This is a genomic window from Shinella sp. 1A1 (assembly GCF_055379515.1).
This window is the reverse complement of the sequence record NZ_AP039671.1, coordinates 3,332,972-3,358,387: the sequence shown is the minus strand read 5'-3', so window position 1 is coordinate 3,358,387 and position 25,416 is coordinate 3,332,972. Positions and strand designations below refer to the sequence as shown.

At 66.3% G+C, this 25,416-nt stretch carries 21 protein-coding genes; 10 read left to right on the top strand and 11 right to left on the bottom strand.

The window, feature by feature from the left end; all coding sequences use genetic code 11:
- Window positions 1–114: 114 nt before the first annotated feature.
- Window positions 115–786 carry an HAD-IA family hydrolase gene (locus tag ACZ48C_RS16305; protein WP_464781740.1) on the top strand — a complete coding sequence of 224 codons (672 nt, stop codon included), beginning with the start codon at window positions 115–117 and terminating at the stop codon, window positions 784–786.
- A 4-nt stretch (window positions 787–790) separates the two neighbouring features.
- On the opposite strand, the gene ACZ48C_RS16300 is transcribed toward ACZ48C_RS16305, so the two are convergent.
- Complete coding sequence (locus tag ACZ48C_RS16300; protein WP_464781739.1) at window positions 791–1,402, bottom strand: TetR/AcrR family transcriptional regulator; 612 nt, start codon at window positions 1,400–1,402, stop codon at window positions 791–793.
- A gap of 98 nt (window positions 1,403–1,500) precedes the next feature.
- On the opposite strand from ACZ48C_RS16300, the gene ACZ48C_RS16295 reads away from it, so the two are divergent.
- A complete protein-coding gene (locus tag ACZ48C_RS16295; protein ID WP_464781738.1) occupies window positions 1,501–1,737 on the top strand; it encodes a hypothetical protein in 237 nt (78 codons plus the stop codon).
- A 55-nt stretch (window positions 1,738–1,792) separates the two neighbouring features.
- Here ACZ48C_RS16295 and ACZ48C_RS16290 read toward each other — a convergent pair whose 3' ends face one another.
- Window positions 1,793–2,452, bottom strand: coding sequence for a peroxiredoxin (locus ACZ48C_RS16290; protein ID WP_313195646.1), 660 nt, complete (start codon window positions 2,450–2,452; stop codon window positions 1,793–1,795).
- 264 nt (window positions 2,453–2,716) lie between these two features.
- The gene (locus ACZ48C_RS16285) at window positions 2,717–3,298 is read right to left on the bottom strand and encodes an IMPACT family protein (RefSeq protein WP_464781737.1); all 582 of its coding nucleotides are present in this window, start codon (window positions 3,296–3,298) and stop codon (window positions 2,717–2,719) included.
- A 160-nt stretch (window positions 3,299–3,458) separates the two neighbouring features.
- Between ACZ48C_RS16285 and ACZ48C_RS16280 the strand changes: the two genes are divergently transcribed.
- Window positions 3,459–3,647 carry a hypothetical protein gene (locus ACZ48C_RS16280; RefSeq protein ID WP_162911414.1) on the top strand — a complete coding sequence of 63 codons (189 nt, stop codon included), beginning with the start codon at window positions 3,459–3,461 and terminating at the stop codon, window positions 3,645–3,647.
- Between the two features lie 53 nt (window positions 3,648–3,700).
- Here the strand turns inward: ACZ48C_RS16280 and ACZ48C_RS16275 are convergent, their stop codons facing one another.
- The 6 genes from ACZ48C_RS16275 to polA all read right to left on the bottom strand — a co-directional run bounded on the left by ACZ48C_RS16275 (window position 3,701) and on the right by polA (window position 12,883).
- On the bottom strand, window positions 3,701–6,160 hold the full coding sequence (locus ACZ48C_RS16275) for a glycoside hydrolase family 2 protein (protein WP_464781736.1): 2,460 nt from the start codon (window positions 6,158–6,160) through the stop codon (window positions 3,701–3,703).
- On the bottom strand, window positions 6,160–7,128 hold the full coding sequence (locus ACZ48C_RS16270; protein WP_464781735.1) for a DUF1839 family protein: 969 nt from the start codon (window positions 7,126–7,128) through the stop codon (window positions 6,160–6,162). Before ACZ48C_RS16270 ends, ACZ48C_RS16275 begins: the two co-directional genes overlap by 1 nt.
- Window position 7,129: 1 nt before the next feature.
- On the bottom strand, window positions 7,130–8,044 hold the full coding sequence (locus ACZ48C_RS16265) for an amino acid--[acyl-carrier-protein] ligase (protein WP_464781734.1): 915 nt from the start codon (window positions 8,042–8,044) through the stop codon (window positions 7,130–7,132).
- A 4-nt stretch (window positions 8,045–8,048) separates the two neighbouring features.
- The gene (locus tag ACZ48C_RS16260) at window positions 8,049–9,221 is read right to left on the bottom strand and encodes an acyl-CoA dehydrogenase family protein (RefSeq protein WP_464781733.1); all 1,173 of its coding nucleotides are present in this window, start codon (window positions 9,219–9,221) and stop codon (window positions 8,049–8,051) included.
- Window positions 9,218–9,472 carry an acyl carrier protein gene (locus tag ACZ48C_RS16255; RefSeq protein ID WP_119257217.1) on the bottom strand — a complete coding sequence of 85 codons (255 nt, stop codon included), beginning with the start codon at window positions 9,470–9,472 and terminating at the stop codon, window positions 9,218–9,220. Before ACZ48C_RS16255 ends, ACZ48C_RS16260 begins: the two co-directional genes overlap by 4 nt.
- Window positions 9,473–9,895: 423 nt before the next feature.
- The gene (gene polA, locus ACZ48C_RS16250; RefSeq protein WP_464781732.1) at window positions 9,896–12,883 is read right to left on the bottom strand and encodes a DNA polymerase I; all 2,988 of its coding nucleotides are present in this window, start codon (window positions 12,881–12,883) and stop codon (window positions 9,896–9,898) included.
- A gap of 460 nt (window positions 12,884–13,343) precedes the next feature.
- Between polA and ACZ48C_RS16245 the strand changes: the two genes are divergently transcribed.
- From ACZ48C_RS16245 to dnaJ, 7 genes are all read left to right on the top strand, one after another.
- Complete coding sequence (locus ACZ48C_RS16245; protein ID WP_119257215.1) at window positions 13,344–13,784, top strand: MarR family winged helix-turn-helix transcriptional regulator; 441 nt, start codon at window positions 13,344–13,346, stop codon at window positions 13,782–13,784.
- Window positions 13,785–13,865: 81 nt separating this feature from the next.
- Complete coding sequence (locus ACZ48C_RS16240; RefSeq protein WP_119257214.1) at window positions 13,866–15,257, top strand: dipeptidase; 1,392 nt, start codon at window positions 13,866–13,868, stop codon at window positions 15,255–15,257.
- 203 nt (window positions 15,258–15,460) lie between these two features.
- Complete coding sequence (locus tag ACZ48C_RS16235) at window positions 15,461–16,408, top strand: lysylphosphatidylglycerol synthase transmembrane domain-containing protein (protein ID WP_464781731.1); 948 nt, start codon at window positions 15,461–15,463, stop codon at window positions 16,406–16,408.
- Window positions 16,409–16,509: 101 nt separating this feature from the next.
- Window positions 16,510–16,941: a BA14K family protein gene (locus ACZ48C_RS16230; protein WP_119257213.1), complete on the top strand. Its 432-nt coding sequence runs from the start codon at window positions 16,510–16,512 to the stop codon at window positions 16,939–16,941.
- A gap of 153 nt (window positions 16,942–17,094) precedes the next feature.
- Window positions 17,095–19,326 carry a transglycosylase domain-containing protein gene (locus tag ACZ48C_RS16225; protein ID WP_464781730.1) on the top strand — a complete coding sequence of 744 codons (2,232 nt, stop codon included), beginning with the start codon at window positions 17,095–17,097 and terminating at the stop codon, window positions 19,324–19,326.
- 280 nt (window positions 19,327–19,606) lie between these two features.
- Entirely contained in the window at window positions 19,607–21,511 is a 1,905-nt protein-coding gene (gene dnaK / locus ACZ48C_RS16220; protein ID WP_119257211.1) for a molecular chaperone DnaK, read from the top strand.
- Between the two features lie 226 nt (window positions 21,512–21,737).
- A complete protein-coding gene (gene dnaJ, locus ACZ48C_RS16215) occupies window positions 21,738–22,874 on the top strand; it encodes a molecular chaperone DnaJ (RefSeq protein ID WP_119257210.1) in 1,137 nt (378 codons plus the stop codon).
- Between the two features lie 220 nt (window positions 22,875–23,094).
- On the opposite strand, the gene ACZ48C_RS16210 is transcribed toward dnaJ, so the two are convergent.
- Complete coding sequence (locus ACZ48C_RS16210) at window positions 23,095–24,363, bottom strand: glycerate kinase type-2 family protein (RefSeq protein WP_464781729.1); 1,269 nt, start codon at window positions 24,361–24,363, stop codon at window positions 23,095–23,097.
- A 158-nt stretch (window positions 24,364–24,521) separates the two neighbouring features.
- A complete protein-coding gene (locus ACZ48C_RS16205) occupies window positions 24,522–25,406 on the bottom strand; it encodes a 2-hydroxy-3-oxopropionate reductase (protein ID WP_119257208.1) in 885 nt (294 codons plus the stop codon).
- Window positions 25,407–25,416: the final 10 nt, after the last annotated feature.

The following is a 25,416-nucleotide window of genomic DNA, read 5'->3' as shown; positions in this document are numbered from 1 at the left end:
GCGGGCCCGGCGACGCAAGCGCGTCAAGCACGGTTGCCTGCGCGGCCCGCAGCGGGTAATCCAGAACTCCCGCCGCGCTTCGCATCCTCCCCTCCCAGCCAGCAGGTCCTCTCTTTGTCCGCACGCCCCATCTTCGATCGCAGCTTCTCCGCCTTCCTCTTCGACATGGACGGCACGATCATCAACTCCATTCCGGCGACCGAGCGCGTCTGGACGCAGTGGGCGCTGAAGCACGGGCTCGACGTCGCGACCTTCCTGCCGACCATGCATGGCGTGCGCGGCATCGACACGATCACGCGGCTCGGCCTGCCGGGCGTCGACCCGGTCGCGGAAGCGAAGGAGGTGGAACAGGCGGAGCTGGAGGATATCGACGGCATCCTGCCCATTCCCGGCGCCATCGCGTTCCTGTCCGCCCTGCCCGCCGACCGCTGGGGCATCGTGACCTCCGCGCCGGTCGCGCTTGCCCATCGCCGCCTTGCCGCCGCCGGCATTCCGCTGCCGAAGGTCATCGTGACGGCAGAAGACGTCACCAAGGGCAAGCCGGCGCCGGACGGCTACCGCCTCGGGGCCGAGCGGCTCGGCTTCGCCTCGTCCGATTGCCTCGTCTTCGAGGACGTGCCGGCCGGCATCCTCGCCGGCGAGGGTGCGGGCGCGCAGGTCGTCGTGATGACGGCGACGCATCATCACCCGATCGAGACCAGCCATCCGCTGCTGACGAGCTACGAAGGCGTCGCCACCGAGATTGACGCCGACGGCAGGCTGCGGCTGGTGCGCACGGCGGACTGAACGGTCAGCCGGCCGGTTTCGCGAGGATGCCGGCCAGCACCGTGTCGACCACGGCGTCCACCTCCTCGTCGGAAACGTCGAGCCGCTCGGTCAGGAGCCGCCCCCAGGCGAAGCTCGACAACAGTTCGGTGATCAGCTCCGGCCGGACATCCGCGCGCACCTCGCCGCGCGCCTGTGCCCTGGCGACGATGCCGCCGCTCTCGCGGCGGCGCTCGGCCATATAGGCGCAGAGCGCGGCGAGCGCATCCGGCTCGCCCTGCGCCTTCGCCAGCACGGAGCGGAAGACCGCGCCGCTCGTCCCCTCCCGCCAGGTCACCAGCAGGCTGGAAAGATAGGTGCGCAGGTCGTCGCGCACATTGCCCTTGTCCGGGAAGACGAAGCTCACGCGCTTGCGGCTGTGATAGACATCGAGCAGGAGGGCGGCCTGCGAGGGCCACCAGCGATAGATCGTCGGCTTGCCGGCGCGCGCGCGGCGCGCGACCGCCTCGATGGAGAAGCCGCCGATCCCGTTCTCCACCAGCACCGCTTCCGCCGCCGCAAGGATCGCCGCCTCGCTTGCCGGATTGCGCGTCGCGCCGATGGAGCGGCGGGCGGGCGTCGTCTCTGTCTCTGCCATGGCCTTTTCCTTTTTTCCGCTTGTAACACGGACGGCACTTGAACGGAACGTTTCGTTTCTATATAAACGAAACGTTCCGTTCCATAAAGGTTGCTCCCATGCCCCACACCGCATCCCCCCGCAAGCTCTCGAAATTCCACTTCGCGCTCGCCATGCTGCTGCCCGTCTATCCGCTGATCACCGCGCTTCTCTACCTCGTCCTGCCGCTCACCGGGGGCTGGACGACCTGGCAGCGCACGGCGGTCATCGCGCCGATCATGGTGTTCGCCATCGTCTTCGTCGTCTCGCCCTTCGTGCAGAAGCGGTTCGCCGGCTTCATCCTGCGCGGGGCATGAAAAAGCCGGGGTCTTTCGACCCCGGCTTCCTTGCTTTCCGAAGATGCCGCGGCGCTCAGGCGGCCGGCTGGCGGGTCTTGCGCAGGTAGGGCAGGACCGTGTCGAAGGCGCCGAAGCGCGTGATGGCGTCCTCGTTGGAAACGGCGGCGGTGATGATCACGTCGTCGCCCTGCTGCCAGTTGGCCGGCGTTGCCACCTGATGCTTGCTGGTGAGCTGGATCGAATCGATGGCGCGCAGGATTTCCGCGAAGTTGCGACCCGTCGTCATCGGATAGGTGAGGATCAGCTTGATCTTCTTGTCCGGGCCGATGACGAAGACCGAGCGCACGGTGGCGTTGTCGGCGGGCGTGCGGCCTTCCGAGCTGTCGCCGGCGGCGGCGGGCAGCATGTCATAGAGCTTGGCGACCTGGAGGTCCTTGTCGCCGATCAGCGGATATTCGACGTCGAAGCCGGTCGCCGTGCGGATATCGGCCTTCCATTTGGTGTGGCTGTCGACCGGATCGACGGAGATGCCGATGATCTTGACGCCGCGCTTGCGGAACTCGCCCTCGATGCCGGCCATGGCACCGAGCTCGGTGGTGCAGACCGGGGTGAAGTTCTTCGGGTGCGAGAAGAGCACGGCCCAGCCGTCGCCGATCCATTCGTGGAAGCTGATCGGGCCAACGGTGGTTTCAGCCGTGAAGTCCGGAGCGATGTCGTTGATGCGCAGGCTCATGGGTCTCGTCCTCTCTATTCGATCGTGCGGGAGCGCGGGCAAGCGCCCGCGAAGATAAGTCAGGCCGGGTAGATAGACCGAAATGCCGGCCTTGCCTATAGCCGCGCGCGCCTCGGGAAAACCGGGCGGAAGGGCAAGTTTGCGCCGATCCGCCGGCTTGCAAGACAGCGTTCGGCGAGTCCTTGCGAATGCGCCAAACCGTTCTCCCGGCAGGCCGCGCGGAGGAAAGACGATTTTATTTCGCCCCGAGGGGAAATTCCGGCTTCAGGCGCCGATTTCGGCCCGCCCGCTCGTCAGATCGACGATCAGCCGGCCGATCTCCCCGGCCTTTTCGACGGGGACGCGGAAGGCAAGGCGCGCGCCGGTATCGTGATACGCCTCTTCGTCCATCACCAGCCCGGCGAAAGCGCCGAGGCGCGCCTTGACCAGCGCGAGATCGGAAAAGCCGAGCGAGACGGTGAGCGCGACACGCTCAACATATTCGGTCTTCTCCGCCGCGCGCAGGCACATCGCCGCCGTGCCGCCATAGGCGCGGATGAGCCCGCCGCTGCCGAGCAGGATGCCGCCGAACCAGCGCGTGACGACGACCAGCGTGCGGTCGAGCGCCTGGCCGTCGATGGCCTGAAGGATCGGCTTTCCCGCCGTGCCGCTCGGCTCGCCGTCGTCGCTGAAGCGATAGACCTGGCCGATGCGGAAGGCCCAGCAATTGTGGTTGGCCGCGGGATCGGAGACCTCGGCGAGCCGCGCCTTCGCCTCCGCCTCGCTTTCCACCGGGCAGGCGATCGCCAGGAACCGGCTCTTGCGGATTTCCTGCTCGAAATGTTCGGTGCGGTCCAGCGTATACACGGCCAGCCTTCGGCGGTTTCGGTTCGGTCGAGCCTGTCTCGTAGCCCCTCCCTGCCCGGCGTTTCAAGCATGGAATAGATCACTAATTCTATAGACTATTGACACATGCCACGTTTTCGCCATGATGTTGACCGGATCGTAACAACGCGGAGGCGATGGCATGATGTATCTCGGTGGCGTGACGCTCGGCTACTTCAACCTCTATCCGGTCGGCTTCCAGCCGAAGACCGAAGAGGCGGATCGCGACGATGCGCGCGGCGCGGCGACGGAAGACAGGCTTCCGCTGGAAGGCAGCCGGCTTTCCTCCTCCCGCCGCCCGGTCCAGTGGCCGCTGCACGTTTTCTTCTGAGATGACCCTTACAGGAAATCATCGGTGATTTCCTGTAGTCCGCCCGCGATCTCCTAGAAGGAGACGACGGAATCGGCGCCGATGCCGCGGATTTCGCCGGCCGGGCGCGCCGCCGGGTCCATGCCGGCGCGGGGCGCAAAGCGCAGCACCTTCACGCCGCCCGGCGCGAGGTGGAACCAGTTGTCCGAGGGCAGGAAGCCTTCGGCCTCGATGGCGACGGACTGGACGAAGCGGTCCGTGGAAAGTTCCAGCAGCCATTCTCCATCGTCCTGCCGAAGCTCGGCCGACAGCATTGCCGAACAGAGCGCCTTCGCCCGGCCGCGCGGGAAGTGGAACGCTTCCGCGATCACCGTTCCGTTGCCGTCGACCAGCCGGCCGACCGTGACATCGTGCGATGGCGGGCCGAAGCGGAAGGCATAGGTCGTGTCGAAGAACGCGCCGAAGAGGTCGGTCGCCGGCAGCGTCTTAGCCGAATACGGGGCGAGCCGGACCTCCCGCCGCCCGCCGACGACCGGCTGGCGGCCTTGGCGCAGGCAGGAAAGCTCCAGCGTCAAGGTCTGTTCTTCCGCACCGTCGTTGATGACATGCACATCGAGCCCGTTCGTGCCCTCGTCGGAAAGTACGAGCTGCACCGGGCGGAAGGCGCGGCGCAGGGCATGCCATGCGGATTTCGGCAGGCCCGTCGCATCGACGATGCCCCAGCCCGCGCCGGGCAGCAGGTCCTGGAAGGTCCAGACCAGCGCGCCGTTGCAGGTGGATTGCGGCCGGCGCCATTCGGCGAAGGTCGCCTCCATCACCTCGCCGGGGACGGCGCGGGAAAGGTCGAGATAGCGACCGGGATCCTCGCGGCGCAGGCGCGCCGGGTCCTCGCCATAGAGCAGGCCGAGATAGTGGTCGCGCACGTCCTCGAAATCCCAGGAGGCGCCGCGGTCGCGCGGCACGCGGGCCTTCCAGCGCGGATCGTGCACGGCCGGCACCGGCAGGTGCGCGTCGAGCGTCTCGCGTTCCGGCACATTGGCGAAGGCGAGGCTTTCGGCGGCGAAGCGCACCTCGGCGCGCCGCGCATCCTCCAGCGGCCGGCAATAGGCGCCGACGCCGTAATAGTGCGTCACGCCGGCATTGGGCGCAAAGGGCATGGCGCCGCCGCCCGGCGAATTCTCGACATAGGGCACGTCCGGCCGGTGCGCGGCGACGAGTTCGGGCAGGATTTCGCGGGTGAGCGGCCCGGCCCAGGCGCTTTCCGGCAGGCCGAGCATCGCCGCCTGCTGGTCGATCTCGCTGCCGCCGCACAGGACGGCGAGCGACGGGGAGGCGGCATTGGCCTCTAGGAACTGCGCGATTTCCTTGCGGACATTCCCGATGAATGCGGGATCGTTAGCCGGATAATCGAAATTGGCGAACTGAAAGTCCTGCCAGACCATCAGCCCCAGCTCGTCGCAGAGCGCGAAGAAATCCGGCACCTCATAGGTCATGGTACCGCCGATGCGCAGCATGTTCATGTTCGCATCCGCCGCCAGTTTCAGGAGCGGCGCATAGCGCTCGCGGCTGCCAGGCAGGTCGACGATATCGGCATTGGTCCAGACCGCGCCGCGGCAGAAGATTCTCGTGCCGTTGACATGCAGCGCGAAATCCCGGCCGTCCGCGCCGCGGTCGATCTCGATGCGGCGGAAGCCGGTGCGGCCGAGCCTGTGGCGTGCGCCGTCCACGACGAGATGGATATCGTGCAGCACGGGCGCGCCATGCGTGCGCGGCCACCATGCCGCGACCTCGGGGATGGCGAGGCTTGCCGCAAACCGGCCCTCCCCGTCCCGCGTGGCGACAACGGCCATGCCGGCGCATTCGATGCGCGGCGATGCGGCACCATCGAGGCGGAGGCGGATATCGAGCCGGCCGGTGCCGTCCTCCTCCAGACGGGCGGCGATGCGCACATCGGCCGGCAGTGCGGGCGCGGGCCGTAAGAGGCGGACCGGCCGCCAGGGTCCGGCGGCATGGACCTGCGGGCACCAGCCGGGCATGCGGCCGAGCAGCGTGGTGCGGACGAGCCGAAGGCCCTGCGGCGTGATCATCTGCGGACGCCAGCGGGCGCGGGGGCCGCGCTTTTCCAGATGCGGTTTCAGGGCGCGGAAGCAGAGGACGAGACGGTCGCGGCCCGTCAGCGTGACGGGCAGATCGTGGCGCACGAACATGCTGTCGGAGGAGAGCGCCGGCGCGCCGTTCCACCAGACCTCCGTCACGGTCGCGAGCCCGTCGAAATGCAGCATAGCCTCGCCCGGCGCCTCGCCGGCAAGGTCGAGGACGTACCAGGCGTCGAGATGGTCGAGCGGCTCGGGCGCCGTCCGGTCGAAACGGCCGGCGCGCTCCAGCGCCCCGGCGACGGTGCCGGGCACGGGGGCGTCGATGAAGCCGGAGAGGCCGTCGAGCCCTGCCGGATCGGCGATCGCGCCGGCCGGCGTCAGCAGCATGCGCCAGCCGTCCGAGAGCATCCTGCCGGTCGCGGGCACGCCGTCCTCCATCAGCCGATCCGCGCGGCAAGCGCCGCCATCAGGCCATCCCAGGCTTCGGCGGCCGGGTCGAGCGCGGTCGCGAGCGGTTCGAACCGACGGCGCGTCACGGCGCGGGCAAGCTGGAACTGCACTGTCTTCGCGGTCTCCGAGACCTTGCGCGCGGCATCGGCGGCGTCCTTTAGGTGGCCGTCGGGCGCGAGCCAGTCGAGATGGCTGCCGGCAAGCTCGAAATTGGCGCCGACCTGGCGCAGCGTGTTGAAGGCATATTTGTGGAAGAAGCCGAAGGGACGGTCCGCCACGGCCTCGACCTGCGCCGGAAACACCCTGGCAAAGGCCGCAAGCGGGTTTTCCGCCGGGCGCCGGGCGAAGTGGACGGCGAGCAGGCGCTTCGCCTCGCGGCGAAGATGGGCCTCGTCGGGCAGCCTTTCCGGGAATTTCGCGAATTCCGTATAAGGCAGGAAGGGCAGGTCCGCGGGATCGTCATTCCGGTGGAATAGGCCGTCGAAGTCCTCGCCCTCCAGCCGGAAGAAGCCGGCATTGTGGAAATAGTCCAACCGCTTCGCCGCAAGGTCGAGCCGGTTGATCGCGACGGTCGTCTTGCCGTGCTCCTGCCGATAGGCGACGCCGCGCGTGTCCGGCATGTAGAAACTGTCCATCTCGACGAGGCAGAGCCGGCCGCGGGCGATCTGCGTCGCGACGTGGTCCTCCACCCGGTCGAAGATGGCAAGCTCGGTGCTGCGGATGCCGTAGAGGGTTTCGAGGTCTTCCAGCGGCACCTTGAAGAAGGTGAACTGGTCGCCCTCGAAATCCTGCGCCAGCGTGAAGCCGAGCATCGCCTCGGGCGGGGCGCCGAGCGCGTTCAGCACCTCGATCCACAGATCGACATAGCAATTCGTCTCCGGCCACATGCGCTCCGCGTCGTGCAGCGCGTGCGGCCGGTAGGTTTCGGGGTCGAGCCCGGCGAAGACGGCGGCCATGTCAGTCCTGGTATCCCAGCACCTTGCGGACATCGGCCGGCCAGACGGCGATGTCGAGGCCGTGGCGGGCGAAAAGCGCGAGCGCGATGCGCTCCAGGCCGAAACCGACGCAGGCGGTATGCGCAACGTCGCCGTTCTCGAGATGGAGGCCCCATTTCGCGCCGAAGGCGTCCTGATGGTAGTTGAAGCTCATGCAGGCCGTCGGCTTGGCGGCCGAAGTCACGGGGATGAGCAGTTCGAACTTCAGGTTCTGGTCGCGCTGATTGTTGGCGAGCATGCGGCCGGCACGGCCGAAGAACGGGTCATTGGCGACATCCATCGTCACGTCGAGGCCGAGCCGGCCCATCATCTCGAGGCCACGGTCCATCCAGCTCTGGCGGAAATCCGTCACATGACCCTCGGTGCCCATGCAGACATATTCGCGCATGCGGAAGAGCTGTTGGCGGGCGGGATCGTTGGAGGGCTCGTGCCGGAAGCAGTAGGACTGCAGGTCGTAGAGCCCGCCCTTCGCCGGCAGGCGGCCGCGCTTGGCGATGGTCGGATAGAGCGGGTAGCAGGCCGCCGGCGTCAGCACGATGTCCGTCGCCTTCTGGTCCTTCGTCCAGTCGTCGCCGACCTCCATGCATTGCAGGAGGCTCATATGGTCGAGCTCGCTGCCGCAGAAGCTGTGCACCGTGCCGGCAAGCTGCGGGAAGCTCTTCATGTAGCCGCTGCTTTCGAAATGCGCGCGGCTCATGCCGGGGGGAAAGCGCATGGCTTCCGCGCCGTCGGCGCCGCCATAGGCGTCGATCAGCCGCTCGAAGCGGGCGATGACGTCCTCGAAGACGCCGCTGCGGCCGTAGAGGCCCTCGACGCCGGTATCGATGAGAAGACCGGTATCGAAGAGCCGGTCGAGAAGCGAGGTCTGCATATCCATGGTGTCACCCGATCAGGCTGGTGTCCTGCTTGTGAACGAGCAGGAGGTTCGACGTGTTGCCGAGGATGCGGTCGTTGGAGATCATGAGCTGGGCGGAATGCGCGTCGCGCAGGTGCCGGCCGAGGCTGAAGGGCGTGCCGTTCTTGTAGCCCATGATGCCGCAGATCAGCATGGCCTGGTTGACGATCGAAAGGATCGTTTCCGAAGCGGCGATCTTGACGTTGTTCATCGCCACCGCGAAGCCGACGGAGGAGAGCCGGTCCGCATCCGCCTTGGCCGCCTCGTATTCACGAAGGCCGGCGACCGTGCTCGCCTTGACGAGCTGGAGAAGGTTGGAGGCTTCCGCGAGGCGCAGCGCGCCGGGCGGTGTGACGCCGGGGCTCTTGCGGGCGGCGGCGCGCACGAAGGCCTGCGCCCGGGCGACCGCGTTGACGGCGATGCCGTACCAGACCGCGCTCCACAAGAGGTGCGAGGTGGCGAGCATCGACTGGGCGGCGATCTCGGCGAAAGGCTTCGGCAGGATCTGCGCCTTCGGCGCCTCGCCCTTGAAGAGCCAGCCGTCCGAGCAGGTGCCGCGCATGCCGAGCGTATCCCAGACATGGGTCCGCTCGATCGTGTACTGGTCCCTGGTGAAGACGGTCATGACCTGGTCGGTCGAGGCGGCGTCGGCATGGGCGCGCGAGGTGATGAGGATCGCGTCGGCATGGGCGCCGTAGGAGATCACCGTCGCATCCTTGGTGAGGCGGCAAGTGTCGCCCTCGACCTCGATGGCGCAGATGCTGTTGCGCAGGTTTCCGCCGATGCCGCCCTCGGTCGTCGCCGAGGCGAGCAGCAGTTGCCCGGCGGCGATCCGGCGCATGAAGCCGGCGTGCCAGGGATCGTCCGCGCCGTGCGAGACGAGGCTCGACAGCTTGATGTGGTGCATGGCGAAGACCATGGCGGCGGCCGCACAGCTCTGGCCGACCAGCGAGCAGATCTCGGCGATTTCCGAAAGCGAGGCATCCTCGCCGCCGAGCGCGGCGGGGATCTGGATCGACAGCAGCCGTTCGGCGATCATCGCGTCGACCGCTTCCCGGGGGAAGCGGCCCTTGGCGTCCACGTCGTCGGCATGCGCGGCAGCCACGGCGGCGACGCGCTCGGCGCGCTCCGTGTAGCCTCTCCCGACAGTGACGGTCATTCGGCCGCCTCCGCGCTGCCGACAAGGCTTTCCACCGCCCGGGCGATAGCCGCGATGCTCTGGAAGGACTTGCGGTTGAGCAGGCTGTCGGGGAACTCGATGTCGAAGGCGTCCTCGATGCCGAGCATCACCTGAACGGAAGCGAAGGAGGAAAGGCCCGCCGCGTAGAGATCGGCATCGTCCGCGAGCTGATCGACCGGAACCGGAAGGCCGCCATGCTTGCTGAGGATTTCACGGATTTTCTGCTTCATGCTTTTCTCCCATCGGGCTCGTCCGGCCAAACATCTGGCCGCCATTCATCCTGCCCAATGACTTAGGCCCGGCCGGATAAGATCGACTGAAGGGACATGGATAAGATTTCGTGAACCGCCTCGCAGCGCTGCTCCAGCCTGGAACGCGTGCCTATCGCCATTTCTGAAGAAAAGATGAGAAGGCCCGGATTTTCGGGCGATTGCGCGAGAGGCCAAGTGTTTCGCAACGATACGAATCGGGGCCATTCAAGCTTTATCAACCATAAGGCGAAAAGCTGCCCGAAAACCGCAATCGCTCACCAAAATGGGGGATTACGGCGCCGCCGAACACGGCATCGGCGATTGACGCCGTGCCGTATCGTGCCGGACAGGGAGCGCGTACCTTGCCGGCTCAGATCGTCCCGACGGGCCGCGCGGCCTTCGTCAGTGCGCCTCGTCCCAGTTGGTCGCGGCACGTGCATCCACTTTCAGCGGCACCTTCATCGACAGCGCCGGCATGGAGGCGTTTTCCATGATGTCGACGATGACGGGAATGGTCTTGTCGACCTCCCCGTCCTCGACCTCGAAGATCAGTTCGTCATGCACCTGCAGCAGCATGCGGGCGGACAGGCCGGCAGCGGCGAGCGCGGGCTCCATCTTCACCATGGCGCGGCGGATGATGTCGGCGGCCGAGCCCTGGATCGGCGCGTTGATCGCGGCGCGCTCGTTGAAGGCGCGCACCGACGGGTTGGACGACTTGATCTCCGGGTAATGGGCGCGGCGGCCGAAGATCGTCTCGACATAGCCGTTCTCGCGGGCGAAGGCCTTGGTACTGTCCATGTAGTCCTTGATGCCCGGGAAACGCTCGAAATACTTCTTGATGTAGTCGCCCGCCTCCGAGCGCTCGATGGAGAGCTGGTTGGCGAGGCCGAAGGCCGAGATGCCGTAGATGATGCCGAAATTGATCGCCTTGGCGCGGCGGCGGATTTCCGCCGGCATGCCTTCCACCGGCACGCCGAACATTTCGGACGCGGTCATGGCATGGATGTCGATGCCATCGGCGAAAGCCTGCTTGAGCTGCGGAATCTCGGCGACATGGGCGAGCACGCGCAGTTCGATCTGGCTGTAGTCGGCCGAGACCAGCCTGTTGCCGGGCGTCGAGATGAAGGCCGTGCGGATCTTGCGACCTTCGGCCGTACGCACCGGGATATTCTGCAGGTTCGGGTCCGAGGAAGAGAGGCGCCCGGTCGTCGTCGCGGCGAGCGCGTAGGACGTGTGCACGCGCTTCGTCTCGGGATGTACGAAACCGGGCAGCGCGTCGGTATAGGTGGATTTCAGCTTGGTGAGCTGGCGCCAGTCGACGATCTTGCGCGGCAGCGGGATGCCCTGCGCGGCAAGGTCCTCCAGAACCTGCGCGGAGGTCGACCACTGGCCGGTCTTGGTCTTCGATGCGCCCGGAAGACCCATCTTGCCGAAGAGGATGTCGCCGAGCTGCTTGGGCGAGCCGATGTTGAAGCGTTCGCCGGCAAGTTCGTAGATCTCTTCCTCGAAGCCGGCCGCGCCCTGCGCCAGCTCGCCGGAAAGGCGCGAGAGCACCTGCCGGTCGATGGTGATGCCGCGCTCCTCCATGCGAGCCAGCACGGGCACCAGCGGGCGTTCCAGCCGCTCGTAGACCGCCGTCATGCGCTCGGCCGCAAGGCGCGGCTTCAGGACATGCCAGAGCCGCAGCGTCACGTCGGCATCTTCGGCCGCATAGGCGGTGGCGCGAGCGATATCGACCATGTCGAAGGTCTGCGCGCCCTTGCCGGAGCCGGCGACCTCCTTGTAGGCGATCGGCTTGTGGCCGAGCCAGCGCTCGGAAAGCGTATCCATGCCATGGTTGCCCGCGCCGGCATCCAGCGCATAGGACATCAGCATCGTATCGTCGAAGCCCTGCATGGTGATGCCGTGCCGGCGCATGACGAGATAGTCGTATTTGAGGTTCTGCGCGACCTTGAGGACGGACGGATCCTCCAGCAGCGCCTTCAGCCGCTCCAGCGCGGCGCGGACCGGGATCTGCCCCTCGGCAAGCCCGCCGCCGAGGAGGTCCCCGACGCCGGTCTTGTGGTTGACCGGCACGTAGCAGGCGCGGATCGTTATGCCCGACGGGTCCTTGGAATTGTCGGCGATGGCGAGCGAGAAGCCGCAGAGCTCGGCCTGCATGGCGTCGAGCGAGGTCGTCTCGGTGTCGAAGCCGACGAGGCCGGTCTCGCGCGCTGCCGCGATCCAGTGGTCGAGCGCGTCGAGGTCGCGCACCGTCTCATAGGTCGAATGGTCGATCGGGCCGGCGGAGAAGCGCTCGGCGCGGGACTTTGCAAGGGCCGCGGGCGTGGCTTCGCCGGGCTTTGCGGTCGGCAGCAGGGTCTCGGCGGCCTCGGCCGCTGTCTCGTCGCCGTCAAGATCGAGCGCGGGACCGGCGACCTCGCCCTTGTCGAGATCCGGGCCATGCGCCTCGGCGCCCCATTCGACCGGCACGCTCGCCGCCTCGATGGCGCCGGCATCGCAGTCGCAGGCTTCCGCGACGCGGCGGGTCAGCGTGGTGAATTCCATGGCCTTCAGGAAGGCGATGAGCTTCGGCCCGTCCTGCGGATGCAGGATCAGGTCGTCCAGCGGCATGTCGAGCGGCGTGTCGGTCTTCAGGGTGACGAGCTGGCGCGAGAGCAGCACGAGCTCGCGGTTGGCGATGATGTTCTCGCGGCGCTTGACCTGCTTGATCTCGTCGGCGCGGGCGAGCAGCGTGTCGAGGTCGCCATACTCTTCCAGAAGCTGCGCAGCGGTCTTCGGGCCGATGCCGGGCACGCCCGGCACGTTGTCGGTCGAATCGCCGGTCAGCGATTGCAGGTCGATCATCTTCTCCGGCGGCACGCCCCATTTCTCGATCACTTCGGGAATGGAGATCTGCTTGTCCTTCATGCCGTCATACATCGAGACGCTCTGCGTCACGAGTTGCATGAGGTCCTTGTCGGAAGAGACGATGGTGACGTCGGCGCCATCGGCCTCGGCGAGGCGGGCATAGGTGGCGATCAGGTCGTCCGCCTCGAAGCCTTCCTTCTCGATGCAGGGCAGGTTGAAGGCGCGCGTGGCGTGGCGGATCAGGCCGAATTGCGGGATCAGGTCTTCCGGCGGCGCGGTGCGGTTCGCCTTGTACTGGTCGTAGAGTTCGTTGCGGAAGGTCTTCGAGGAATAGTCGAAGATGACGGCGAAATGCGTCGGCGTCACGCCTACGTCGGTATTGCGCGCATCCTTCAGGAGCTTCCACAGCATGTTGCAGAAACCCGAGACGGCATTGACCGGCAGCCCGTCCGACTTGCGGTTGAGCGGCGGGATGGCGTGGAAGGCGCGGAAGATGAAGCCGGAGCCGTCGACGAGGAAGAGATGATCACCTTTTTTCATGGGGTGAATGGATAGCGCGGGCCGTCTGCCACGTCCATCTCTCATTGCGGATACAGGCCCTCCCCAACCCCTTCCCCCAAGGGGGAGATACCGGCAGGCAGAGGAGGTTTCCCGGCCCTGCGAAGCCTCACGCGAACGTTACCAATTTGTAATTTTCAGCGGGGCAGGAATCCCTTGAAAAGCCACATTCGGACCCACAGATATTGGTCATCGGCACCTGATCAAAGCCGTTGTCTGGCATACGGCCTGTCCCCCGCCGCGCCAGACGAGGACAAAGGCCTCATCCCCCTCTCCGGGCCTTTGTCCATAATTCGCAGAAGCCGCCGCGACACGCCTCCTGTCGCCGGCGGCTTCTCGCATTTCGGGGCCTCCGCACGGATATACGAGACGCCTTCGCGCCCACGCGGATCGCGGGCGATCCGACATTGTCTTCCGCCGCGAACCGGCATAGCTTTCCCGCATGGACTTTGATCGCAAGGAGTCGGCAGCCTACCTCGCCAATCTTCTGGCGAAGGCGGCCTCGCGCGCCCTCCATGCGCGGGCGGACGGCGCGGGCTTCGCGCCCGGCCAGTTCCCGGTCCTGCTCGAACTGTGGGGCGGCGACGGCCTGACCCAGCGCGAACTTCTCGACCGGCTCGACATCGAACAGGCGACGATGGCCAACACGCTCTCGCGCATGGAGCGCGACGGACTGATCTTGCGCCGCCGGCACCCGAAGGACCGGCGGGCGCAGCTCGTCTTCCTGACGACGCGCGGCAAGGCGCTGCGCGAGACCGCGATGGCCGCCGCATCCGCCACCGAGGAGGCGCTGTTCCAGGGCTTCCGGCGCTTCGAGCGGGAGCTGCTTCTGGAATATATGCGCATGGTGCTCGCCAATCTCGGCCGCGATCCGCGCGTCTGACCGTCGCAAGACCGTCATACGATTTGCCCTCGCCGAGGCGATCGGTCTAATGTCGCCGCGCAATTCGCAAGGGATTCGACCATGACCAACATTCTGCCCGTCCTCGATCGCGCCAGCGCCGGCATTCCCGCCAGCCTCGAACGGCTTTTCGAGCTGGTGCGCATCAAGTCCATTTCCACAGACCCGGCCTTCAAGGCCGATTGCCGCAAGGCGGCCGAATGGCTGGTCACCGAGCTGCGCTCGCTCGGCTTCGACGCCACCGTGCGCGACACCCCCGGCCATCCGATGGTCGTCGCCCATCATGACGGCGCGCGTGCCGATGCCCCGCATGTGCTGTTCTACGGCCATTACGACGTCCAGCCGGTCGATCCGCTGAACCTTTGGGACCACGATCCCTTCGAGCCGGCGGTGCGTGATGCCGAAGGCGGCCGCCGCATCATCACCGGCCGCGGCACCTCCGACGACAAGGGCCAGCTCCTGACCTTCGTCGAAGCCTGCCGCGCCTACAAGGAAACGGCCGGCACGCTGCCCTGCCGCGTCACGATCCTCTTCGAAGGCGAGGAAGAGTCCGGCTCGCCCTCGCTGAAGCCCTTCCTCGAAGCCAATGCGGCGGAGCTGAAGGCCGATTTCGCCCTCGTGTGCGATACCAGCATGTGGGACGCCGACACGCCGGCGATCTCGGCGGGCCTGCGCGGCCTCGTCGGCGAGGAGATCGTCATCAAGGCGGCCGACCGGGACCTGCATTCCGGCTATTTCGGCGGCGCGGCGGCAAACCCGATCCACATCCTTTCCGACATTCTCGCCGGCCTTCACGACGAGACGGGCCGCGTGACGCTCGACGGCTTCTACGAGGGCGTCGAGGAGACCCCGACGCAGATCAAGGCCGCCTGGGAAAAGCTCGGCAGCTCGGCGGAAAGCCTTCTCGGCGAGGTCGGCCTGTCGATCCCGTCCGGCGAGAAGGGCCGCTCCGTGCTGGAGCTCACCTGGGCGCGGCCGACCGCCGAGGTCAACGGCATCACCGGCGGCTATACCGGCGAGGGCTTCAAGACCGTGATCGCGGCGGAAGCCTCGGCGAAGGTCTCCTTCCGCCTCGTCGGCAAGCAGGATCCCGCGAAGATCCGCGACGCCTTCCGCGCCTATGTCCGCTCGAAGGTCCCGGCCGACTGCTCGGTCTCCTTCCACGCCCATGGCGGCTCGCCGGCCATCCAGCTTCCCTACGATTCGGCGCTCTTGGAAAAGGCGAAGTCCGCGCTGTCGGACGAATGGCCGAAGCCGGCCGTCGTCATCGGCATGGGCGGGTCCATCCCCATCGTTGGCGATTTCCAGAAGATGCTCGGCATGGAATCCTTGCTCGTCGGCTTTGCGCTGTCGGACGACCGCATCCATTCGCCGAACGAGAAATACGAACTGCGTTCCTTCGAGAAGGGTATCCGCTCCTGGGTACGGATCCTCTCCGCGCTGGCGGCGCGTTGACGCAGAAGTGATGACGCGGCTGGCTGGCATTCACCGGGCGAACCGGAAATGCTGGCCAACCGACCAACGACAAGAATGGCCGCGTCGCACCGCGCGATGACAGGCCCATGATGGGGAAGGGTGAGGATGGCGCCAGCACGGACTGCGAAGGCAACCTGCTGCTCGAACGACGGCCTGTCGAAGACGGCCGAAGGCGGGGCGGCATGAAGCGACTGCGGAAATTCTTCTGGCCGCTCGTCAGCACCCTCGCGATCGTCCTGTCGGTCTATGTCCTCTATAAGGACCTGCGCGGCCTTTCGCTCGACGAGTTCATGGCCAGCATCAACGCCATTCCGGTGTCCGGCTGGATCCTCGCCTGCGGGGCGACGCTTGTCGCCTATGCGGCGCTCGCCGGCTACGACCACCTGGCGCTGGAGCATCTCGGCCACCGCATCTCGCTGTGGTTCATCACCCTCACCTCCTTCACCACCTATGCGCTGTCGCACAATATCGGCGCCTCGGTGTTTTCCGGAGCGCTGGTGCGCTATCGCGCCTATACGTCGAAGGGGCTCACCGGATCGGAGGTGGGCGTTCTCGTCGCCTTCTGCTCCTTCACCTTCGCGCTCGGCACCTTCATGCTGTTCGGCTTCGTGCTGGTGCTGGAGCCGGAGATCATCGAGCGCTTCGCCGATTTCCTGCCGATCGAGGCGGCCTTCTCGACGGGGGTCTTCATCCTCGCGGTGGTCGCGCTCTACGTGGTGGGCAGCCTCGTCGGCTTCCGGCCGATCGACACGCGCTGGCTCAAGCTCGAATATCCCAAGCCCTCGCTCGTCTTCCGCCAACTCATCATCGCACCGATCGAACTGATCGGCGCGGCGGGGATCATCTATTTCGTGCTGCCGGCGGAGGGCAATCCCGGCTTCTTCGTCGTGCTCGGCATCTTCCTCGCCTCCTTCTCCGTCGCGCTCCTCTCCCATGCGCCGGGCGGCATCGGCGTGCTCGAGCTCGTCTTCCTCGCCGGCCTGCCGGACATGGATCCAGCCGTGGTGCTGGCGGCGCTCGCCGTCTTCCGCCTCTTCTACCTCATCGTTCCCTTCGTCATGGCGCTGGTCGTCATCCTCGTCTTCGAGCGATCACGTTTTCTTGCGCGAGCGAGGAACGGAGAGGATTGAAACCAGGAATAGTTTCGGTTCATCTTCGGTTCAGTCGAATTGTTTCATGCTCTGATCCGTCCAGATCATTGTGAAGCAATGAAAAACCAAGGGAGACCGACATGAAGACAACGATCAAGACCGGCCTTTCCGCCGCCATGGCCGTCGCCATGTTCGCCACGACGTTCGTCCCCGCACAGGCTTTCGCCGTTCCGATGCCCAAGGCCGGCGTTTCTCAGAGCAGCGACGTCGAGCAGGTGCAGTATCGCAGGAGACATGGCGGCTGGTATCACGGCCACCGCGGCTATCGTCATGAGCGCCGGGGCTATCGCCGCCATTCGGACGGCTGGTGGTATCCGCTGGCCGCCTTCGGCGCAGGCGCGATCATCGGCGGCGCGATCGCCAACGACGGCTATTCGCGTCCGCGTTACGAAGGCATCAATCCGCGCCACACCGACTGGTGCTATGCGCGCTATCGCTCGTACCGGGCCTACGACAACACGTTCCAGCCCAATTACGGCCCGCGCCGCGAGTGCCTCTCGCCCTACTATTGAGACGGCCTTCCGGGCGGCCTTCGGGCCGCCCGATCCCGTCGACCCGATTCCGTCGAATTGACGGCAGCGCGTTCACCGCTTCTTAACGACCCCTTAAATCGCCGCATTTAAGGTCCACCGACCGGCGATATCAGAGGGTTCATCCGACCGCTTATGGCAGGCAACCGAAAATCCCAGCGCATCGAACCGTCCTTCCGGGGAGCGGCAGGGCGAGACGACGACGATGATCTCCATCTCGGCGCGGAGGATCGTGTGGCCGGCGGCGGGCGGAACGGCCGCGGCAAGCCGCCGAAGGCCGCCAGGGCGCGGCGCGGCGAGAAGCGGCGGCGGCAGCCCTCGCTCGGCATCTTCGGCCTCTTCCGACGGCTCGTCTACTGGTGCCTGGTGCTCGGTCTGTGGGGCGCCATCGGCGTCGGCGGACTCGTGCTCTACTACGGCTCGCGCATGCCGAGCGCCACGAGCTGGGCGATCCCCGACCGGCCGCCGAACGTCAAGATCCTCTCGGTCAACGGCGACATCATCGCCAACCGGGGCCTGACCGGCGGCGAGGCGCTGTCGCTGGAGAACATGTCGCCCTACATTCCGCAGGCGGTCATCGCCATCGAGGACCGGCGCTTCTACTCGCATTTCGGCATCGACCCGCTCGGCCTTGCCCGCGCGATGCTGACGAACGTGACGTCCGGCCGCATGGTGCAGGGCGGCTCGACCCTGACGCAGCAGCTCGCCAAGAACATGTTCCTCTCGCCCGAGCGCACGCTGGAGCGCAAGGTGCAGGAAGTGCTGCTCTCGATCTGGCTGGAGCACAAATACACCAAGGACCAGATCCTTGCGATGTATCTCAACCGCGTGTTCTTCGGCTCAAACTCCTACGGCGTGGAAGCGGCCTCGCGGCGCTACTTCAACAAGTCGGCGCGCGACGTCAATCTCGGCGAGGCCGCGCTGCTGGCGGGCCTCCTGAAGGCGCCCTCCCGCCTTTCGCCGGCGCGCGATCCGGAAGCGGCGGAGGCGCGCGCCCAGGTCGTCCTCGGCGCGATGCGCGAGGAGGGCTACATCACCGACGCGGAGATCAAGACCGCGATGTCGCAGAGCCCGGCGCGGGCGAAGAGCTACTGGTCCGGCGCCGAGCACTATGCCGCCGACATGGTCATGGCCCAGCTTCCCGGCATGATCGGCGACATCAAGGAAGACCTCGTCATCGACACGACCATCGATCTCGACCTCGAGAAGAAGGCCGACGAGGCGATCTCGAAGATCCTCGACAAGGACGGCGCCAAGTCCAATGCCTCGCAGGCCGCCCTCGTCTCCATCGACGGCACGGGCGCGATCCGCGCGCTGGTCGGCGGGCGCGACTATGCCGAAAGCCAGTTCGACCGCGCCTCCAAGGCCAGGCGCCAGCCCGGCTCGGCCTTCAAGCCCTTCGTCTATGCCGCCGCGCTTGAAGCGGGCCGCTCGCCGCTGTCGCTGCGCAACGACGCGCCCGTCAGGATCGGCAAGTGGACGCCGGAGAACTACGACCAGAAATATCGCGGCGAGGTGACGCTGGCCGCGGCCTTCGCCGAATCGCTCAACACCATCGCCGCCCAGCTCGTCATGGAAGTGGGGCCGGACGAGGTGGTCAAGCTCGCCCGCCGGCTCGGCATCGAATCGGACCTGCAGGCCAATGCCTCGATCGCGCTCGGCACCTCCGAGGTGACGCTCGTCGAGCTGACATCGGCCTATGCGCCCTTCATGAACGGCGGCTACAAGGCGACGCCCCACATCATCCGCCGCATCTCGACCGCCGAGGGCAAGGTGCTCTACGAGAACACCTACGACAATCCGCCCCGCGTGCTGGAGCCCAACATCGTTTCCATGATGAACGGCATGATGATGCGCGTGATTTCGCAGGGCACCGGCAAGAACGCCCGCATTCCCGGCTGGCCGGCCGCCGGCAAGACCGGCACGACGCAGTCCTTCCGCGACGCGCTCTTCGTCGGCTATACCAGCAACCTGACGACCGGTGTCTGGTTCGGCAACGATGACGGTAAGTCGATGAAGAAGGTGACGGGCGGCGGGCTTCCGGCGCGCGCCTGGAGCCAGTTCATGACGGCGGCCCATGCCGGCCTTTCGCCCTCGCCGCTCTTCGGCACGGCGGGCGGCGACCCGCTGCAGGCCACCGAGCCGGCGCCGGAAGGCGACCAGCTCTTCGACATCATCTCGCGCACGCTCGGCACCGACGAACGGCCCACGGACACCGGCGCGGCCGTCGCCAACGAGCAGACCGGCACCGTGCCGCTGGATAACGGGCCGCTCGACGACGGGATGATCCCGCCGGCCGAGGTCGGCGGCGATGGCCGGCCGGCCACGCACCGCACGACGCTTCTCGACATCCTGATGGGCGGCTGACATCCGCATCAAACCTGCACCGCGCGGTACGGACCGTTCTGCCGGCTTGACGCCCGCCGGCAAGCTCACCACATTGCCGGCGGCGACCCTTTCACCTTGCCGGACACGCTGATTTTGCGCGCTTTGCGCCTCGTCCATGTCTTGCAGTCGTCTGGAGGGGTCCTTATATACCCCGCAAAGCTTCGGTTCAGACCGGCGCTTTCGACAAGACCATACCATTAGGGGCTGCCAAAAGAATGCCTGAATGGGTTCCGGCAGCTCGCTTCAAGGAGAGAATGACATGGCTAAAGTAATCGGTATCGACCTCGGAACGACCAATTCCTGCGTCTCCGTCATGGATGGCAAGGACGCGAAAGTCATCGAAAATGCCGAAGGCGCGCGCACGACGCCTTCCATGGTCGCCTTCACCGAAGACGGTGAGCGGCTGACCGGCCAGCCGGCCAAGCGCCAGGCGGTCACCAACCCGGAAAACACCCTGTTCGCCGTCAAGCGCCTCATCGGCCGCCGCTACGACGACAAGCTCGTCGAGAAGGACAAGGCGCTCGTTCCCTACAAGATCGTCAAGGGCGACAACGGCGACGCCTGGGTCGACGCCCGCGGCAAGGGCTATTCCCCCTCGCAGATCTCCGCGATGATCCTGCAGAAGATGAAGGAAACCGCCGAATCCTACCTCGGCGAGACCATCACGCAGGCCGTCATCACGGTTCCGGCCTACTTCAACGACGCGCAGCGCCAGGCGACCAAGGACGCCGGCAAGATCGCGGGTCTTGAAGTGCTCCGCATCATCAACGAGCCGACGGCTGCCGCGCTCGCCTACGGCCTCGACAAGAAGGACGGCAAGACCATCGCCGTCTACGACCTTGGCGGCGGCACGTTCGACATCTCGGTCCTGGAAATCGGCGACGGCGTCTTCGAAGTGAAGTCGACGAACGGCGACACCTTCCTCGGCGGTGAAGACTTCGACATGCGTCTGGTCAACTACCTCGCCGACGAGTTCAAGAAGGACCAGGGCATCGACCTGAAGAACGACAAGCTCGCCCTGCAGCGCCTCAAGGAAGCTGCCGAAAAGGCCAAGATCGAGCTGTCGTCCTCGCAGCAGACCGAAATCAACCTGCCGTTCATCACGGCGGACGCTTCCGGCCCGAAGCACCTGACGATGAAGCTGACCCGCGCCAAGTTCGAAGCGCTCGTCGACGACCTCGTCCAGCGCACCGTCGCTCCGTGCAAGGCAGCCCTCAAGGATGCCGGCGTCACGGCGGCCGAGATCGACGAAGTCGTTCTCGTCGGCGGCATGAGCCGCATGCCGAAGGTGCAGGAAACCGTCAAGCAGCTGTTCGGCAAGGAGCCGCACAAGGGCGTGAACCCGGATGAAGTGGTCGCCATGGGCGCCGCCATCCAGGCCGGCGTTCTGCAGGGCGACGTCAAGGACGTTCTGCTCCTCGACGTGACCCCGCTGTCTCTCGGCATCGAAACGCTGGGCGGCGTCTTCACCCGTCTGATCGAGCGCAACACGACGATCCCGACGAAGAAGAGCCAGACCTTCTCGACCGCCGAGGACAACCAGTCGGCCGTGACCATCCGCGTCAGCCAGGGCGAGCGTGAAATGGCCGCGGACAACAAGCTGCTCGGCCAGTTCGACCTCGTCGGCATTCCGCCGGCACCGCGCGGCATGCCGCAGATCGAAGTCACCTTCGACATCGACGCCAACGGCATCGTGCAGGTCTCGGCCAAGGACAAGGGAACCGGGAAGGAGCACCAGATCCGCATCCAGGCTTCCGGCGGTCTTTCCGACGCCGACATCGAGAAGATGGTCAAGGATGCCGAGGCCAATGCCGAGGCCGACAAGAAGCGCCGCGAGGGCGTCGAGGCGAAGAACCAGGCCGAAAGCCTGATCCATTCGTCGGAGAAGTCCCTCAAGGAATACGGCGACAAGGTCACGGAAGACGACCGCAAGGCCATCGAGGAGGCGATCGCCGCCCTCAAGACCTCGGTCGAAGCCTCCGAGCCCGACGCCGAGGACATCAAGGCCAAGACCAACACGCTCATGGAAGTCTCCATGAAGCTCGGTCAGGCGATCTACGAGGCCCAGCAGGCCGAAGAGACCGCCTCCTCCTCGGGTGAGGCCGGCGACAATGTCGTCGATGCCGACTACGAGGAAGTCAAGGACGACAAGAAGTCGGCCTGAGCCTCCTGACATGCCGGCCGCGCCCGACGCGGCCGGTGCAACGGATAGTGAAAAGGCGGAAGTCAGCACGAAGGGAAACAAGGCAGCATGATCACTCCCGTTTATCGCGGCGATGACGTCATGGCCTTCCCTTCGCCCGGCTTCCGCCTTTCGCATGCGTGAGGCCAAGGCAAGCTTCCCCATCCATAATAACAAGACCGTTCCCGCGAAACGGACGTGAACCCGAATGGCAAAAGCTGATTTTTACGAGACGCTGGGTGTCTCCAGGACCGCCGACGAGAAGGAGCTGAAGAGCGCCTTCCGCAAGATGGCGATGAAGTACCACCCCGACAAGAATCCGGGCGATGCCTCCGCAGAACAGAAGTTCAAGGACGTCAACGAAGCCTATGAAATGCTCAAGGACCCGCAGAAGCGGGCGGCCTACGACCGCTATGGCCATGCGGCCTTCGAACACGGCGGCATGGGTGGCGGCGGCTTCGGCGGTGGCGGTTTCGGCGGCGGCGGCGGTTTCTCCGACATCTTCGAGGACATCTTCGGCGAGATGATGGGCGGCGGGCGCCAGCGGCGTTCCTCCGGTGGACGCGAGCGCGGCGGCGACCTTCGCTACAACATGGAAATCTCCCTCGAAGAGGCCTATGCCGGCAAGACCGCGCAGATCCGCGTGCCGACATCGATCACCTGCGACGTCTGTACCGGCTCCGGCGCCAAGCCGGGCACCAGCCCCAAGACCTGCGCTACCTGCCAGGGCTCCGGCCGCGTGCGCGCCGCACAGGGCTTCTTCTCCATCGAGCGCACCTGCCCGACCTGCCACGGCCGCGGCCAGACGATCAGCGATCCCTGCACCAAGTGCCACGGCAATGGCCGCATCACGGAAGAGCGCTCGCTGTCGGTCAACATTCCGGCCGGCATCGAGGACGGCACGCGCATCCGCCTTTCCGGCGAGGGCGAGGCCGGCGTTCGCGGCGGACCGGCGGGCGACCTCTACATCTTCCTGTCGGTGAAGCCGCACGAGTTCTTCCAGCGCGACGGGGCGGACCTCTACTGCGCCGTGCCGATCTCGATGACGACGGCGGCTCTCGGCGGCACCTTCGACGTCGCCACGCTCGACGGCACCAAGTCGCGCGTCTCGGTGCCCGAGGGCACCCAGGCCGGCAAGCAGTTCCGCCTGAAGGGCAAGGGCATGCCGGTGCTACGCTCCAGCCAGGTCGGCGATCTCTACATCCAGATCCAGATCGAAACGCCGCAGAAGCTCACCAAGCGCCAGCGCGAGCTGCTCAAGGAATTCGAGGAGATTTCCTCGAAGGAGAACAATCCGGAATCGGCGGGCTTCTTCGCCCGGATGAAGGAATTCTTCGAAGGCTGAGACCTTGGGAGACAAACGAAAAGCCCCGGCAGCGCCGGGGCTTTTTTGCATGTTCAATAGAACCGCAAACCTCTCCTCCGTCATGCCCGGGCTTGTCCCGAGCATCTGCAACGTCTCGATATTTCAATGCGTTGGCAGATCCTCGGCACAAGGCCGAGGATGACGACAGCGGGTGGAGCGAGGTTAAAGGCTCCGGCGTGCCGGAGCTTTCCCGCCTGGGCTACTGAATCAGGATCGCCCGGAAATCGTTGACGTTGGTGCCGGTCGGGCCGGGCACGAAGAGGTCGCCGAGGGCGTCGAAGGCGGTCCAGCTGTCGTTGCGCGACAGGAATTCGGCGGCATCTTTGCCCTTGTCGGCGAGGCGCGAGACCGTGGTGCCGTCGGCGAAGGCGCCGGCATTGTCCTCCGAGCCGTCGATGCCGTCCGTATCGGCGGCGAGCGCATAAAGGCCTTCGAGGCCATCGGCGGCGCAGGCGAAGGAGAGCAGGAACTCGCCGTTGCGGCCGCCCTTGCCCTTGCCCCTGATCGTCACGGTGGTTTCGCCGCCCGAGAGGACGACGACGGGTTTGTGGAACGGCCGGTCGCGGCGCACGACTTCCGCGGCGATGGCGGCATGCACGCGGCCGACTTCGCAGGCTTCGCCCTCGATGGCGTCGGAAAGGATGACGGCCTCGATGCCGGCTTCCTTCGCGGCGGCGGCGGCGGCTTCCAGCGAGACGGCGGCGGAGGCGACGAGCCTCACCTCGTTGCGGGCATAGCGCGGATCGGAGGGCAATGGCGGCTCGTCCGTGCCGCCCTCGATATGGCGCATGACGGCGTCCGGCAGGTCGAGGCGATAGCGCTCGATGAGGCGGAGCGCATCGGCGCGGGTCGTCTCGTCGGCGATGGTCGGGCCGGAGGCGACGAGGGCGGGATTGTCGCCCGGAATGTCGGAGACGACCAGCGAGACGACGAGGGCGGGATGGGCGAGCGCGGCCAGCCGGCCGCCCTTGATGCGCGAGACCTGCTTGCGCACGGCATTCATGGCGCTGATCGGCGCGCCGGAGGCGAGCAGCGCCTTGTTGACGGCGATCTCGTCGGCGAGCGTCAGGTCGCCGGCGGGCGCGGGCAGCAGCGCCGAGCCACCGCCGCAGACGAGGGCGACGACGAGGTCGTCCTCGGTGAGGCCCCGCACGGCGGCCATCAGCCGGCCGGAGGCGAGAAGGCCGCTGTCGTCCGGCACCGGATGGGCCGCTTCCAGCACCTCGATACGCTCGCAGGGCACCGCATAGCCGTAGCGCGTGACGACGACGCCCGTCAGCGGCGCATCCCACAGGCGCTCGAAGGCGCGGGCCATCTGCGCGGCGCCCTTGCCGGCGCCGATCACCACCGTGCGGCCCTTCGGCTTTTCCGGCAGGTTGGCGGCCAGCACCTTTTCCGGATCTGCCGCATCGACCGCGACGGAAAAGAGATGTTCGAGAAAGGCGCGCGGGTCGGCGATGATGGGCATGGGGTTCCTCCGGGTCTGCGGGTAGCTCATATAAACACAGCCCCTCATCCGCAAGCCAGCGCCCTCTCCTCCAAGACGGCGCGGCGGGACGAGGGGCTGTCTCTCCTCCTCAGGATGGGGTGACCGGGCGGGGCTCCCCTCCCCGCCCGGTCAGGCCGTCATGCGACGGCGTGGTTCGCCATGCGCTCCAGCGCAGTGACGAGACCGGAGTGATCGAGGCCCGCATCGCCGTGGGCCGCGCACTGATTGAAAAGCTCCTGCGTGGATGCCGTGTTGGGCAGCGCGACGCCGAGCGTCTTGGCCCCCTGAAGGGCAAGGTTAAGGTCCTTCTGGTGCAGCGAGATACGGAAGCCCGGATCGAAGGTGCGCTTGACCATGCGCTCGCCATGCACTTCGAGGATGCGCGAGGAGGCAAAGCCGCCCATCAGCGCCGCGCGCACGCGCGCCGGATCGGCGCCGGCCTTGGAGGCGAAGACGAGGGCTTCGGCGACGGCCTCGATGGTGAGCGCCACGATGATCTGGTTGGCGACCTTGGTCACCTGGCCGTCGCCGCAATCGCCGACGAGCGTGATGTTCTTGCCCATGAGCTGGAAGAGCGGCAGCGCCCTGTCGAAGCTTTCCTGCGAGCCGCCGGCCATGATGGAGAGCGAGGCGTTCTTGGCGCCGACCTCGCCGCCCGAGACCGGGCCGTCGACATATTCGGCGCCGGTCGCGCGGATCTTCTTGGCGAATTCCTTCGTCGCGATCGGCGAGATCGAGCTCATGTCGATGACGAGCTTGCCGGCCGAAAGGCCGTAGGAGACGCCGTTCTCGCCGAAGAGCACGTCCTCGACTTCCGGCGTATCCGGCAGCATGAGGATGATCGTATCGACGGTCTCGGCGAGCGCCTTCGGGCTGTCGACGATCTTCAGGCCGTTATCGACAAGCTCCTGCCGCGGCGCGATCGAGAACTTCGAGGTGATGACGGTGTGGCCGGCATCCTGAAGGTGACGCGCCATGGGCGTGCCCATGATGCCGAGGCCGATGAAACCGATATTTGCCATGATCTAACTC